This is a genomic window from Pseudaquabacterium rugosum, assembly GCF_038066575.1.
In the GTDB taxonomy this organism is placed as follows: Bacteria; Pseudomonadota; Gammaproteobacteria; order Burkholderiales; family Burkholderiaceae_C; genus Pseudaquabacterium; species Pseudaquabacterium rugosum.
This window is the reverse complement of the sequence record NZ_JBBUTF010000013.1, coordinates 92,212-105,139: the sequence shown is the minus strand read 5'-3', so window position 1 is coordinate 105,139 and position 12,928 is coordinate 92,212. Positions and strand designations below refer to the sequence as shown.

At 73.0% G+C, this 12,928-nt stretch carries 11 protein-coding genes and 1 tRNA gene; 6 read left to right on the top strand and 6 right to left on the bottom strand.

Going from position 1 to position 12,928, the window contains the following annotated elements:
• The first annotated feature begins 203 nt into the window (after nt 1-203).
• Entirely contained in the window at nt 204-596 is a 393-nt protein-coding gene (locus AACH11_RS14975; protein WP_341375043.1) for a hypothetical protein, read from the top strand.
• Between the two features lie 35 nt (nt 597-631).
• Here AACH11_RS14975 and AACH11_RS14970 read toward each other — a convergent pair whose 3' ends face one another.
• From AACH11_RS14970 to AACH11_RS14955, 4 genes are all read right to left on the bottom strand, one after another.
• Nucleotides 632-1,588 carry an NAD(P)H-dependent flavin oxidoreductase gene (locus AACH11_RS14970; RefSeq protein WP_341375042.1) on the bottom strand — a complete coding sequence of 319 codons (957 nt, stop codon included), beginning with the start codon at nt 1,586-1,588 and terminating at the stop codon, nt 632-634.
• A gap of 75 nt (nt 1,589-1,663) precedes the next feature.
• Nucleotides 1,664-3,457, bottom strand: a complete 1,794-nt coding sequence (locus AACH11_RS14965) for an acyl-CoA dehydrogenase family protein (protein WP_341375041.1) — start codon at nt 3,455-3,457, stop codon at nt 1,664-1,666.
• Between the two features lie 166 nt (nt 3,458-3,623).
• Nucleotides 3,624-4,556, bottom strand: a complete 933-nt coding sequence (locus tag AACH11_RS14960; protein WP_341375040.1) for an electron transfer flavoprotein subunit alpha/FixB family protein — start codon at nt 4,554-4,556, stop codon at nt 3,624-3,626.
• Between the two features lie 2 nt (nt 4,557-4,558).
• Nucleotides 4,559-5,308, bottom strand: coding sequence for an electron transfer flavoprotein subunit beta/FixA family protein (locus AACH11_RS14955; protein WP_341375039.1), 750 nt, complete (start codon nt 5,306-5,308; stop codon nt 4,559-4,561).
• Between the two features lie 222 nt (nt 5,309-5,530).
• Between AACH11_RS14955 and murI the strand changes: the two genes are divergently transcribed.
• The 3 genes from murI (at nt 5,531) to AACH11_RS14940 (ending at nt 7,940) form a co-directional block, all read left to right on the top strand.
• Entirely contained in the window at nt 5,531-6,427 is an 897-nt protein-coding gene (gene murI / locus AACH11_RS14950; protein ID WP_341375038.1) for a glutamate racemase, read from the top strand.
• 72 nt (nt 6,428-6,499) lie between these two features.
• Nucleotides 6,500-6,585: transfer RNA gene (locus tag AACH11_RS14945), tRNA-Leu, on the top strand.
• 185 nt (nt 6,586-6,770) lie between these two features.
• A complete protein-coding gene (locus tag AACH11_RS14940; protein ID WP_341375037.1) occupies nt 6,771-7,940 on the top strand; it encodes an ABC transporter substrate-binding protein in 1,170 nt (389 codons plus the stop codon).
• A gap of 89 nt (nt 7,941-8,029) precedes the next feature.
• Here the strand turns inward: AACH11_RS14940 and AACH11_RS14935 are convergent, their stop codons facing one another.
• Both AACH11_RS14935 and AACH11_RS14930 read right to left on the bottom strand, forming a co-directional pair.
• Nucleotides 8,030-9,760: a thiamine pyrophosphate-dependent enzyme gene (locus AACH11_RS14935; RefSeq protein ID WP_341375036.1), complete on the bottom strand. Its 1,731-nt coding sequence runs from the start codon at nt 9,758-9,760 to the stop codon at nt 8,030-8,032.
• Nucleotides 9,761-9,976: 216 nt separating this feature from the next.
• Nucleotides 9,977-11,281, bottom strand: a complete 1,305-nt coding sequence (locus AACH11_RS14930) for an MFS transporter (protein WP_341375035.1) — start codon at nt 11,279-11,281, stop codon at nt 9,977-9,979.
• Nucleotides 11,282-11,352: 71 nt separating this feature from the next.
• Between AACH11_RS14930 and AACH11_RS14925 the strand changes: the two genes are divergently transcribed.
• Both AACH11_RS14925 and AACH11_RS14920 read left to right on the top strand, forming a co-directional pair.
• Nucleotides 11,353-12,297, top strand: a complete 945-nt coding sequence (locus tag AACH11_RS14925; RefSeq protein WP_341375034.1) for an AraC family transcriptional regulator — start codon at nt 11,353-11,355, stop codon at nt 12,295-12,297.
• 266 nt (nt 12,298-12,563) lie between these two features.
• A complete protein-coding gene (locus AACH11_RS14920; RefSeq protein WP_341375033.1) occupies nt 12,564-12,857 on the top strand; it encodes a late competence development ComFB family protein in 294 nt (97 codons plus the stop codon).
• Nucleotides 12,858-12,928: the final 71 nt, after the last annotated feature.

Genomic DNA, 12,928 nt, shown 5'->3' with positions numbered 1-12,928 from the left:
CCTTCCGCGGCACGGCTTCACCGGTTGGCGGATTAGCGACCAGCCTCGGCGACGCGGAGAACGTCGACGAGGGGCACGAAAGGACCTTAATTCATGGGGCGGCACTGTAACACCGTTGTTCCCGCACGCGGCACCGCGGATCCGGCGCCCACCTTGCCGACCCCCGCCGACAGGTGCTTGTCGGCCATCGGGCGCGCGACTTGATGTGGCGCACGCCCGATGCGGACGAGCGCCGCGTGATCCTGCTGGAGCCCGCGGCCCCGCCCCAACCCCGGCCCGGCGCGCCCTGCAACGGCTGCGGCGTGTGCTGTACCTGGGCGCCCTGCCCGCTGGGCGTGCTGCTGAGCCTGCGCCTGCGGGGGCGCTGCCGGATGCTGCGCTGGAACGCCGAGGCCGGGCGTTATCACTGCGGTGCGCTCGCCCCGACGGCCGCCCCCGCAGCCGACCGGCCGACCGCCCGCAGTGCATCCGCGCACAGGTCACCGGCACGCCTGCTCATCGGCCTGCGCACACGGTGGGTCCGTCGCTGGATCGCGGCCGGCGAGGGCTGCGACTGCACGCTGCAACGGGTCACGCCCGACGGCGACGGTACCTGAGCGCCTGAACGCCTGAGCACCGGATCCGGCCGGAGTCAGACCCGCAGTCGCGCCCGGGTCTCGGCGTACTCGTCGGCCCACCGCGTGACCAGGGCGGCGACCGGCTGCACGCGGTCGACCACGCCGATGCCCTGGCCACAACCCCAGATGTCCTTCCAGGCCTTGGCGGCAGTGTCGCCGCCGAAATCCATGCGGGACGGATCACTGCGCGGCAAGGCCTCCGGATCCAGCCCGGCCGCGCGCACGCTGGCCTTGAGGTAGTTGCCGTGCACGCCGGTGAAGAGATCGGTGTAGACGATGTCGGCGCTGGCCGAATCGACGATGCACTGCTTGTAGGCGGGCGTGGCGCGTGCCTCATCGGTGGCGATGAAGGGCGAGCCGATGTAGGCGAAGTCCGCACCGGCGGCCTGTGCGGCGAGGATCGCACCGCCGGTGGCCAGGCTGCCCGACAGCGCCAGCGGGCCGTCGAACCAGCGCCGGATCTCCGACAGCAGCGCGAAGGGACTGAGCGTGCCGGCATGTCCACCGGCACCGGCGGCCACGGCGATCAGGCCATCGGCACCCTTGTCGATCGCCTTGCGGGCGAAGGCGTCGTGGATCACGTCGTGCATCACCACGCCGCCCCAGCCATGGACCGCCTGGTTGACCTCGGGGCGCGCCCCCAGGCTGGTGATGACCAGCGGCACGCGGTGCCGTTCCAGCACGGCCAGATCCTGTTCCAGCCGCTCGTTGCTGCGGTGGACGATCAGGTTGACCGCATAGGGCAGGCGGCCGCCGGGTGCGGCCGGATCGACCAGCGCGGCATCGATCTCGGCCAGCCAGTCGTCGAGCTGGGCCGCCGGTCGGGCGTTGAGCGCCGGCAGCGAGCCCAGGATGCCGGCCCGGCACTGCGCGATCACGAGCGCCGGCGTCGAGACGATGAACATGGGCGCGGCGATCACCGGCAGGCGCAGAGACGCGGGCTGGATCGGCCAGCGGGCGGGAACGGTCATGGCAAGTCTCCTGAGGCCGCACAGGGCGGCGGGTGTCGGGCCGCGGTCCGGGACGGCCACGGCCATCGGTGTCGGTCAGTACGCGTCCTCGGGCATGGCGGCGATCGCGGCCGGCCCGTCGACGATGGCCGTCAGCAGCGCAGGCGCCTGACTCAGCACCTGGTCGGCATGGCAGCGGGCGGTGGCGATCTTGGCGCGCATGAAGATCGGATCCTCACCGGCGGCCAGCCGGTCCTCGGCCACCAGCAGCGCACGCGCCATCTGCCAGCCACCGACCAGCAGCCCGCCCAGCAACAGACAGGGCACGCTGCCCGCATGCACCGCCGCCGGTGCGCCGGCCGCCTGGGCCAGCACATGGGCGACGGCCTGCTGCCAGGCCTCGCGCGCGGTGCGCAGAGGGCGCAGCACGGCCTGCGCGTCAGCGCTGTCGGTGCGCCCGGCCAGCGCCTGTTCGGTGAGCCTCACGTCGTCGGCCAGGGACAGGGCGGCCGCACCGCCGTCGCGCACCATCTTGCGGCCGATCAGGTCATTGGCCTGGATCGCCGTCGTGCCCTCGTAGATGCTGAGGATCTTGGCATCGCGGTAGTGCTGGGCGACACCGGTCTCCTCGATGAAACCCATGCCGCCATGCACCTGCACGGCCTGGCTGGCCACCCACTGGCTCATCTCGGTGGCGCTGCCCTTGAGGATCGGCACCAGCAGCTCGTAGCGGGCCTGGGCGCCGGCGCGCACGGCCGCCTCCGGATGGGCCACGGCCTGGTCATGGGCGGCCGCGGCCACGAAGGCCATCGCCCGGTGTGACTCGGTCTGCGCCCGCATGGTCAGCAGCAGGCGCTGCACGTCCGGGTGGCGGATGATGGGCACGCCGTGGCGCACGCTGCCGTCCACCGGCCGGCCCTGCACGCGGTCGCGGGCATAACGCACGGCCTGCTGGTAGGCCCGTTCGGCCAACGCGATGCCCTGCACGCCCACCGCATAGCGGGCGGCGTTCATCATGATGAACATGTACTCCAGGCCACGGCCCGGCTCGCCGATGCGCTCGGCCCAGGCGCCGCCCTGGTCGCCGTACTGCAGCACCGCGGTCGGGCTGGCCTGGATGCCCAGCTTGTGTTCCAGGCTCACGCACTGCACGTCGTTGCGCTCGCCGCGCGCGCCGTCGGGGCCGAAGCGCCACTTCGGGCACAGGAACAGCGACAGGCCCTTGACCCCCTCGGGCGCACCGGCGATGCGGGCCAGCACCAGGTGCAGGATGTTGTCGGCCAGATCGTGATCCCCGTAGGTGATGAAGATCTTGGTGCCGAACAGGCGGTAGCTGCCGTCGGCCTGCGGCTCGGCCCGCGTGCGCACCGCCGCCAGATCGGAGCCGGCCTGCGGCTCCGTCAGGTTCATCGTGCCGGTCCAGCGGCCGTCGATCAGCGGCGGAATGCAGGTGGCCTGCTGCTGCGGACTGCCGGCGGTCAGCAGCGCCTCGATCGCGCCATCGGTCAGCAAGGGACACAGCGCGAAGGACAGATTGGCACTGTTGACCATCTCGATGCAGGCCGCATGGAGGAGCTTGGGCAGCCCCTGGCCGCCGACGGCCGGCGGATGCGGCAGGCCCTGCCAGCCGCCATCGACGTACTGGCGGAAGGCGGCGGACCAGCCGGGCGTGGTCGTCACCCGGCCATCGACCAGCCGTGCCGGCTGACGGTCACCGTCGCGGTTGAGCGGGGCGGCCACGTCCTGCGCATAGCGTGCGCACTCCTCGAGCACGGCCTGGGCCGTCTCGCTGCCGGCGTCCTCGAAGCCGGGCAGCGCGGCCAGCGCATCGAGTCCGGCCAGATGGCGCATGACGAACAGCTGGTCCTTGATCGGGGCCTGGTAGTGCATCGCGGGTCTCCTGTCGGGTTCCGTCGCGGCGGCGCGGCGCCGTCCGGCGGGCACAAAAAAGGCGTCTCTGCGGACGCCTTGCGGGTGGGACGGGCCGCCACGGCGGCCGCGTCCGGAGGTCAGGCCACGGCGCACCGGCGTCCGGTGCGCGGCAGCCACGGCAACATCAGAGCTTGGACACCAGCTCGGGCACGGCCATGAACAGATCCGCCTGCAAGCCGTAGTCGGCGACGCTGAAGATCGGCGCCTCGGGATCCTTGTTGATCGCGACGATCACCTTGGAGTCCTTCATGCCGGCCAGGTGCTGGATGGCGCCGGAGATGCCGGCGGCCACGTAGAGCTGCGGGGCGACGACCTTGCCGGTCTGGCCGACCTGCCAGTCGTTGGGCGCATAACCGGCATCCACCGCCGCCCGGCTGGCGCCGAGTGCTGCGCCCAGCTTGTCGGCCAGCGGCGTGAGCACGGCGTTGAACTGCTCGCTGGAGCCCAGCGCGCGACCACCGGAGACGATGACCTTGGCGGCCGTCAGCTCGGGCCGGTCGCTCTTGGCGAGCTCGGCGCTGACCCAGGCCGAGCGGGCGTCGGCCGCGGCGGCAGGCACCGTCGTCACGGCGGCTGAGCCGCCGGTGGCAGCGGCCGCATCGAAGGCCGTCGTGCGCACGGTGATGACCTTGACCGCATCCGCGCTGCGCACGGTGGCGATCGCGTTGCCGGCGTAGATCGGGCGCTCGAAGGTGTCGGCGGCGACGACCTTGGTGATCTCGCTGATCTGGGCGACGTCCAGCAGCGCGGCCACGCGCGGGGCGGCGTTCTTGCCGCCGGCGGTCGCCGCGAACAGCACATGGCTGTAGTCGCGGGCGACGCTCAGCACGGTGGCGGCGACGTTCTCGGCCAGGCCGTGGGCCAGGCTGGCGTCGTCGACCTGCAGCACGCGGGCCACGCCGGCGATCTGCGCGGCCGCGGCGGCGGCGGCACCGGCGTTCGATCCAGCCACCAGCACGTGGACCTCGGCGCCGCAGGCCGCGGCCGCCGTCACCGTGTTCAGCGTGGCCGGCTTCAGGCTGGCGTGGTCGTGTTCGGCAATGACGAGGACGGGCATGTTCAGATCACCTTGGCGTCGTTCTTGAGCTTGTCGACCAGCGTGGCGACGTCGGGCACCTGGATGCCGGCGCCGCGCCTGGGCGGCTCGGTCACCGACAGCGTGGTCAGGCGCGGGGCCACGTCCACGCCGAGGTCCGCCGGCTTGACCACGGCCAGCGGCTTCTTCTTGGCCTTCATGATGTTGGGCAGGGTGACGTAGCGCGGCTCGTTCAGGCGCAGGTCGGTGGTGACCACGGCCGGCAGGGCCAGCTTGAGCGTCTCCAGGCCGCCGTCGATCTCGCGGGTGACGGCCACGGCGCTATCGGCCACCTCGACCTTGCTGGCGAAGGTGGCCTGCGGCAGATTGGCGAGCGCGGCCAGCATCTGGCCGGTCTGGTTGCAGTCGTCATCGATGGCCTGCTTGCCGAGGATGACGAGGCCGGGCTGCTCCTGCTCGACCAGCGCCTTGAGCAGCTTGGCCACGGCCAGCGGCTGCAGCTCGACATCGGTCTCGACCAGCACGGCACGGTCGGCGCCGATGGCGAGCGCGGTGCGCAGCGTCTCCTGGCACTGCGTGACGCCGCAGGACACGGCGATGACCTCGGTGGCCACGCCCTTTTCCTTCAGCCGGACCGCCTCCTCGATGGCGATCTCGTCGAAGGGGTTCATGCTCATCTTCACGTTGGCGATGTCCACGTCCGTGCCGTCGCTCTTGACGCGCACCTTGACGTTGTAGTCGACCACCCGCTTGACGGGGACCAGGATCTTCATGGGAAGCGGCTCCTCGGAGGCTGTCTGTCAGGTCTGCAGAAAATCTGCGGATTCTATGCGGGGGGGTACCCGGCCACCGTGCAGGCCGTCGCGGCCCGGATGCGTGCAGGGCCCCAAAACAAAACGAACGATCGTTCTATTTTGCAGGATTGGCCGATGCCCACACCCTGGGGCAGACCCGCAGGCCACCGGCCCCGGCACGGCTGCCCGTAGACTGCACGGATGTCTTCTGACCGCGCCACGGCCCCCCGCATCGGCATCTTCGATTCCGGTGTCGGCGGGCTGTCGGTGCTGGCGGCCCTGCGGCGCAGTCTGCCCGCGGTGGATTGCAGCTACCTTGCCGACTCGCGCCACACACCCTGGGGCGACCGGCCCGCACACTGGATCGAGGCCCGTTGCCTGCAGCTGGCCGAGGCGCTGCTGGCGCGCGGCGCCGATCTGATCCTGGTGGCGTGCAACACCGGCACCACGCAGGCCATCGCCAGCCTGCGCCAGCGCTGGCCGACACTGCCGCTGGTCGGCGTCGAGCCCGGCATCAAGCCGGCGGTGGCGGCCAGCCGCAACGGCCGCGTGGCGGTGATGGCCACCCGTGGCACGCTGCGCAGCCCGCGGGTGCAGCGCCTGCTCGACGAGCACACCCCGCCGCATGTGCAGATGCTGCGCCTGCCCTGCCCCGGCCTGGCCGACGCGATCGAGCTGGCCCCGCTGGACCCGACGCCGCTGGAGGCCGCCCTCGACGGCCATGCCCGCACGCTGCGCGAGGCCGATGTCGATGCGGTCGCCCTCGGCTGCACGCACTACCCGCTGGTGGCGCCGCTGCTGCAGCGACGCCTGGGCCCGCAGGTGCGGCTGATCGACACCGGCGAGGCCGTCGCGCGCCGCTGTGCCGACCTGCTGGGCCTGGCCTGCGGCGGTGATGGCCACGGCGCACCGGGCGGTCAGGTCGAACTGCTGACGACCGGTGACGGCCGGTTGCTGGCGCGGGCCGCCGGCCACTGGCTGGGCCTGCATGAACCGGTGCACCTGCTGAGCCTGCCGGATCCGGAACCCGGTGAGGCGCCCGAAGCGGTGGCGCAGGCCGGCCCCGAGGCCGGACCGGCGGGCCGCGTTCACGGCTGATCGGCCACACCCGCCCGATCCAGAGGCCCACGCGGGTTCCGTGGCGAGGCACCGCGTATCATCGCCAGTGGCGCGCGAGTGACGGAACTGGTAGACGTAGCGGACTTAAAATCCGCCGCCCTTCGGGCGTACGGGTTCGATTCCCGTCTTGCGCACCACCCACGGATGACGCAGGCCTCGTGCGTTCGGCGCGCAGGTCGTGCGGGGAGGCGGCAAAGCCCCCCGGATACGGGTTGAAACCCATGCATCATCCAGGGTGAATGACTAAGCTGTGACGAAATGCACGATCCAGGCCGCCTCGGACCCGGATCGCCCCCCTGCCTTGTCCAGCTCCCGCCCCCCGATGTCATCGCCGACCCGTCTGCCGTCGCCCCCCTCCGCCTTCACACGCCGGGACTGCCTGCGCCTGCTGCCGGCGGCCCTGGGCGGCACCTTCGCCCAGCGCATCCATGCCGCCGAGGGGCCGATCGTGATCGGCCAGGTCGCGCCCTACAGCGGCACCCAGGCCGTCACCGGCAAGGCGCTGCGCGCCGGTGCCCGGTTGATGATCGAGGCGGTCAACGACCGCGGCGGCATCGGCGGCCGCCCGCTGAAGCTCGTCAGCCGTGACGACCAGCAAAGGCCCGAGGAGACCGTGCGCCAGGTGCGCGCGCTGATCGACGAGCACGCGCCCGTCGCCCTGCTCGGCTCGGTGGGCACGGCCAACATCGAGGCGCTGGCCCGTGACGGCGTGCTGCAGCGCCAGGACATGCCGATGATCGGCGCGGCCTCCGGTGCGACCACGGTGCTGGCCGCACCGCACATCTGGCCGGTCAAGGCCAGCTACCGGGCCGAGGTCTCGCGGCTGTTCCGCCAGATGGCGGCGCTCGGCCTGGAGCGCGTCGGGGTGCTCTACCAGGACGACGGCTTCGGCCGCGACGTGCTGGCCGGCGCCGCCGAATCGGCCCAGCGCTACGAGCTGCAGCTCACGGTCAAGGCCGGCTATGCCCGCAACACGCTGGACGTGGCCAAGGCCGTGGCCGAGGTGCAGCGGGCGCAGCCCCAGGTGCTGTTCCTGGCCGCCACCACCGCGGCGGGCATCGAGGTCATGCGCCAGCTGCGCGCGGGCCCGGCCAACGGCACGCTGGTCTACGGCAGCTCGGTGATCGACACCGATGCACTGCTGCGCGCCCTCGGCCCCGAGCAGGCCCGCGGCTATGCCTTCACCACCGTGCTGCCGCTGACCCGCGGCCGCTACCGCAGCGTGGCCCACGAATACCAGGCGCTGCGCCTGGCCAGCGACGACGCCGACCTGTCGGGGCGCTCGATCGAAGGCTATGTCGCGGCCAAGGCGCTGGTGCGGGCGATCGAGGCGGTCGTCGGCACGCCGTCGGCGGCCCGGCTGTCGAGCACGGTCGAGCGGCTGCAGGTCGATCTCGGTGGCTACGCGCTGGACTTCAGCAACCGCAGCCGCGGGGTCTCCAGCTATGTCGACTTCGCGATGCTGGGCACCGGCGGCAAGGTCGTGATCTGAGCGGCGCACGGGCCGGCCGGCCGAGCGCCCGCCCCGCCCCACCCGACCGCCCGGGCCGGCCGGTCAGTCCACCCGTTCAGGCCGTCCGTTCAGGCCGCTGACCGGGCCTGCAGCGCCGCCTCGCGGATGGCGCTCAGCGTGGCGCGCGGCGTGCTGATCTCGGCCGGGTGCGGCAGGTGGATCAGCATCGGCGCGCCGGGCTCCAGCGCCTGGGCGAAGGCGGCGGCGAAGTCCGCGGTGCGCTCGACCCGGGCCGCCCGCCAGCCGTAGGCGCGGGCCAGCGCGGCGAAGTCCGGGTTGTGCAGCGTGGTGCCGCAGACGCGGCCCGGATGGTGGCGCTCCTGGTGCATGCGGATCGTGCCGTAGCCGCCGTTGTCGACCACCAGCACGACCAGCCGCCCGGCCCCGCCATTGGCGCCATGGGCGACGGCCGTGGCCATCTCCTGGCTGGTCATCAGCACATCACCGTCACCAGCGACGTTGACCACCGTGCGCTGCGGCTGCAACAAGGCCGCGGCCACCGCGGCCGGCAGGCCGTAACCCATCGCGCCACTGGTGCAGGCCAGCTGGGTGCGACCGTGGTGCTGCAGGCCGGCGTAGGCCACGTGGCGGTGCAGCCAGACGCTGAAGTTGCCGGCCCCGTTGGTGTAGACCGTGTCGGCCGGCGCCATCGCCTGCACGGTCTGCAGCACGCGGGCCAGATCCAGCGGCTCGACCGCCTGCGCCGGCGCGGCGCGGTGGGCCAGCGCATCGGCACGCGCGCCGGCGGTCCAGTCCGCCCAGGGCAGTTGCGGCGGCGGGCTCAGGCCTTCGAGCGCGCGGGCCGCGGCGTCCATGCCGGCGTGCAGCATCAGATCGGCCGCATAGACCCGGCCCAGCTCCTCGGCACCGGCCTGGATGTGGACCAGGCGCTGCGCCGGGCGCGGGGCCTCGATCAGCTGGTAGCCACCGGTCGTCATCTCGCCCAGGCGCACGCCGAGGGCGATCAGCAGATCGGCCTCGCGCACGCGGCGCGCGAGTGCCGGCGAGAGGCCGATGCCGACGTCGCCGGCATGGTTCGGGTGGTGGTTGTCGAAGGTGTCCTGGAAACGGAAGCCGCAGGCCACCGGCAGTTGCCAGGCCTCGGCGAAGCGCTGCAGCGCACGCGCCGAGCCCGCCGTCCAGCCGCTGCCCCCGGCGATCACCAGCGGCCGCTGGCTGTCGAGCAGCAGGCGGCGCAGGTCGCGCAGCGCGCCCGGTGCCGGCCAGGCCTGGGCCGGGCGGGCCTGCGGCAGCACCGGCACGGCCACCGGCTGGCGCAGCATGTCCTCGGGCAGCACCAGCACCACCGGGCCGGGGCGGCCCTGCTGCGCGGTGTGGAAGGCGCGGGCCACGTATTCGGGCAGGCGCTCGGCGGAACCGACCTCGGCCACCCACTTGGCCATGCCCAGCGTGCCGGGGCCGAAGACCTGGCGGTAGTCGAGTTCCTGGAAGGCCTCGCGGTCGCGCTGGCCGGCCGCCACCTGGCCGACGAGCAGCACCATCGGCGTCGAATCCTGGAACGCGGTGTGCAGGCCGATGGCCGCATTGGCCGCACCGGGTCCGCGGGTGACGAAGCACACGCCCGGCAAGGGCCCGAGCTTGCCCTGGGCCTCGGCCATGAAGGCCGCGCCGCCCTCGTGGCGGCAGGTGATGAAGCGGATGCGCTCGCTGTGCTCGTACAGGCCGTCGAGCACGGCCAGATAGCTCTCGCCCGGCACGCCGAAGACGGTGTCCACGCCCTGGGCGATGAGGGCCTCGACCAGCAGATGGCCGGCCGGGCGGATCGGTGCGTCAGTCATGACGCCCGACTGTAGCGGCGCGCGGCGGGCAGCCCCGGCCGCGCACGTCCGGTCGACACAGGACCGTGGGGCATCGGCCGTCGGGCCGAACGGAACAGGGCCGTCGGGCCCGGCGCATCGGGCCCCGTACCTCTGGCCCCGTACCTCTGGCCCGGCACCACCGGCACGACACCTCTCTGGCCCGGGACATCGGGCCGGAACATCGGTCCGTGTGCCTCAGGCCGCCCGCACGTTGGCAGCCGTGCCCGCCTGCGCCTGGCGCTGGCGCGCCGCCAGTCCGCGGCCGACCAGCGCCGCCGACGCCACCCCGGCCAGCAGCGCCAGCGCCGAGACCCCGAAGATCCAGGGCGCGGCCCCCTCGTCCATCAGCCGGCCCAGCAGCGGCGCCGCGCTGGCGAAACCCAGGTCCAGCCCCGAATAGACGGTGCCGTAGACCCGGCCGGTGGCCCCCGGCGGTGAGGCGCGGCGGATCAGCATGTCGCGCGACGGCCCGGCCAGCCCCGTGCCCAGCCCCGACAGCGCGACCAGGACCAGCGCCACACCGCCCGGCAGATGGCCGCTGGCCACCAGCAGCATGGCCAGCGCGCAGGCCAGCATGCCGGCGGCGATGATGCGTTCCAGCCGCTGCGCGCGTGCCGCCAGGAAGCCGCCGGCCACCATGCCGGCCGCCCCGCACAACATGTAGCCGGTGACCACCAGCGTGGTCCAGCCCAGCGGCAGGCCGTACATCTGGCGCAGCGCCGGTCCGGCATAGCTCTGGATCGCCGACAACGCGACCGTGGTCCAGAAGAAGAACGAGAAGCACAGCCAGACCGAGGGCAGGCGCAGGAAGGCCATCGGATGCTCGGCAGCGGGCACCGGCGCGGCCGCGCCGCTGGCGGGCGCGGCGGCCGGCCGCTCGTGGGCCCAGGCACCGGCGCGGTCGTCGATCGCCGCGCGCTGCCACCACAGCAGGCCCATCACCACCAGGGCGAGCACCGCCGCGCCGACATAGGCCACGCGCCAGGAGCCGCTGGCCGCCGTCAGCCCGGCCAGGAACACCGGCGCGGTCGCCCAGCCCAGATTGCCGCTGATGCCGTGCACCGCGAAGGCATGGCCCAGGCGCGGCGCCGACACCCGCTTGTTGAGGATGGTGAAGTCCACCGGATGGAACGGTGCGTTGCCGCAGCCCGCCAGCGCGGCCGCCAGCATCAGCGCGCCATAGCCCTGGGCCGTGGCCGCCACCAACGACGAGGCGACGAAGCAGCCCAGCGCGACGAACAGGATGGGCCGCGCGCCGATGCGATCGACCAGGAAGCCCGACAGCGCCTGCCCCACGCCCGAGATGACGAAGAACAACGAGACCAGAAAACCCAGTTGCGCGTAGCTCAGACCGAAGGCCTCGATCAGCCACGGGAACATCGGCGGCAGCAGCAGGTGGAAGAAGTGCGAGCTGCCGTGGGCCAGGCCGATCAGGCCGATGGTGCGGGCATCCTGGCGCAGGGCCGCGGGGTCGGTCGCGGGGTCGGAGGTGTCATGCATGGACCCGATGCTAGGCGGGTGACCCGCGGCAGATTTACGATGACAAGCCAAGTCCTGTCGAGAAACGGCCAATGTCGACCGCCCGCGCCCTTGCCCCGCTGACCGCCAGCGTCCACCAGCCGACGGCCGCACGGCCGCTGCGCGCCCGCCTGCGCCGGCTGGATCCGCATGAACGGGTCGACGCCCACCGCCACGACTGGGCCCAGCTCGCCTTCGCGCTGGAGGGCGTGACCCGGCTGCAGGCCGAGCACGGCACCTACCTGGTGCCGCCATCGCGCGCACTGTGGATCCCGCCCGGCGTCGAACATGCGGTGACGGTGCTGGAGCCGGTCACGCTGGTCACGCTCTACCTGCACCAGGAGGCCGGCGTCTGCGGCCCCTGGACCGCGCCGGAACTGGCCGCCGCCATGACCGAGGCCGGCCCGCCCGACCTGACCGCCTGGCACCAGTGCCGCGTGCTCGAGGTCAGCGCGCTGACACGGGCGCTGGTCGAGCAGCTCGATCCGCAGGCGGACCGGCCGCTGCGCGGCGATGAAGGCCCGCAGACCCCGCCGCCGCCCGCGCCCGACGCCCGCAGCCGGCGGCGCGAGGACCTGCTGGCTGCCCTGCTGCGCGATGAGCTCCGGCGCGCCGCCCCGGTGCCACTGGGCGTGCCGATGCCGCAGGACAAGCGCCTGCGCGCGCTGTGCCAGGCCGTGCTGGACGCACCCTGCCGCCACGCGACACTGGCCGACTGGTCACGCGATGTCGGTGCCAGCCCGCGCACGCTGGCCCGGCTGTTCCAGCAGCAGCTGTCGACCCGCTTCGGCCTCTGGCGCGAGCAGGTGCTGCTGGCTCAGGCCCTGAGCCTGGCCGCCCAGGGCCGGCCGATGGCCTGGATCGCGGCCGAACTCGGCTACGCCCATCCCAGCGCCTTCTCGGCCATGGTGCGCCGCCAGGTCGGCATGCCGCCCAGCCGCTTCTTCGCCGGCGCGGCGGTCACACCCGCATCCGCAGGGGGACGGCAGGCGCGCTGAAGGCCGAGGCCGCCTCGTGGCGTGTCACCATCCGGCGCGCGCCGCCGCCCGGTCGAGGTCCAGGCCCGGCATCCGCACAACTTGTAACGGACGGCCAGCCGATCGCCCCCCCACACTGGCCGCGCACCGCAGCCCCTCCGACCGACGGACAGCGCCACGGCGTGACCGGCCGCACACCGGACCCACGGGAGCGGCCGCCCGCGGATTCAAGCCAGCCGCAGGCCTGCCGAAATGCCGGAGCAGTACCGCCTTCACAGCCCACGACGATGCCCGACCTGGATTTCTCCTCTGTCCACAACGCCCACGAGAAGGCCGTCTTCGACGCCGTGGTGGCGATGGCTCCGCGCTATCCGGCCATCGGCGAGAACGCCGATCTGCTGGCCGACGTGGCCTGCGTGGCGCTGAACCGACTGGTGCCACGCTACATCCGCCACACCGCCGATCTGGCCTTCTTCATGACCGAGAAGGAGCGCGCGGCGACCGCGCGCGACATCGCCGAGAGCGTGGATTTCGCGTTCGGCTATGTGCAGGCGCGGCACATCATGGCCGCGAGAAGGTAACCCCCCCGAAGCGGCCAAGGCCGCTCCCCCCGAGGGGGGCGACGCCAGTGGCCCGGCGGAGCCGGTTCCAC

What these genes read in the sequence shown, in the direction of transcription:
- AACH11_RS14975 (WP_341375043.1), top strand. Translation starts at nt 204, where the DNA reads ATGTGGCGCACGCCCGATGCGGACGAGCGCCGCGTGATCCTGCTGGAG.
- AACH11_RS14970 (WP_341375042.1), bottom strand. Translation starts at nt 1,588, where the DNA reads ATGACCGTTCCCGCCCGCTGGCCGATCCAGCCCGCGTCTCTGCGCCTG.
- AACH11_RS14965 (WP_341375041.1), bottom strand. Translation starts at nt 3,457, where the DNA reads ATGCACTACCAGGCCCCGATCAAGGACCAGCTGTTCGTCATGCGCCAT.
- AACH11_RS14960 (WP_341375040.1), bottom strand. Translation starts at nt 4,556, where the DNA reads ATGCCCGTCCTCGTCATTGCCGAACACGACCACGCCAGCCTGAAGCCG.
- AACH11_RS14955 (WP_341375039.1), bottom strand. Translation starts at nt 5,308, where the DNA reads ATGAAGATCCTGGTCCCCGTCAAGCGGGTGGTCGACTACAACGTCAAG.
- murI (WP_341375038.1), top strand. Translation starts at nt 5,531, where the DNA reads ATGTCTTCTGACCGCGCCACGGCCCCCCGCATCGGCATCTTCGATTCC.
- AACH11_RS14940 (WP_341375037.1), top strand. Translation starts at nt 6,771, where the DNA reads ATGTCATCGCCGACCCGTCTGCCGTCGCCCCCCTCCGCCTTCACACGC.
- AACH11_RS14935 (WP_341375036.1), bottom strand. Translation starts at nt 9,760, where the DNA reads ATGACTGACGCACCGATCCGCCCGGCCGGCCATCTGCTGGTCGAGGCC.
- AACH11_RS14930 (WP_341375035.1), bottom strand. Translation starts at nt 11,281, where the DNA reads ATGCATGACACCTCCGACCCCGCGACCGACCCCGCGGCCCTGCGCCAG.
- AACH11_RS14925 (WP_341375034.1), top strand. Translation starts at nt 11,353, where the DNA reads ATGTCGACCGCCCGCGCCCTTGCCCCGCTGACCGCCAGCGTCCACCAG.
- AACH11_RS14920 (WP_341375033.1), top strand. Translation starts at nt 12,564, where the DNA reads ATGCCCGACCTGGATTTCTCCTCTGTCCACAACGCCCACGAGAAGGCC.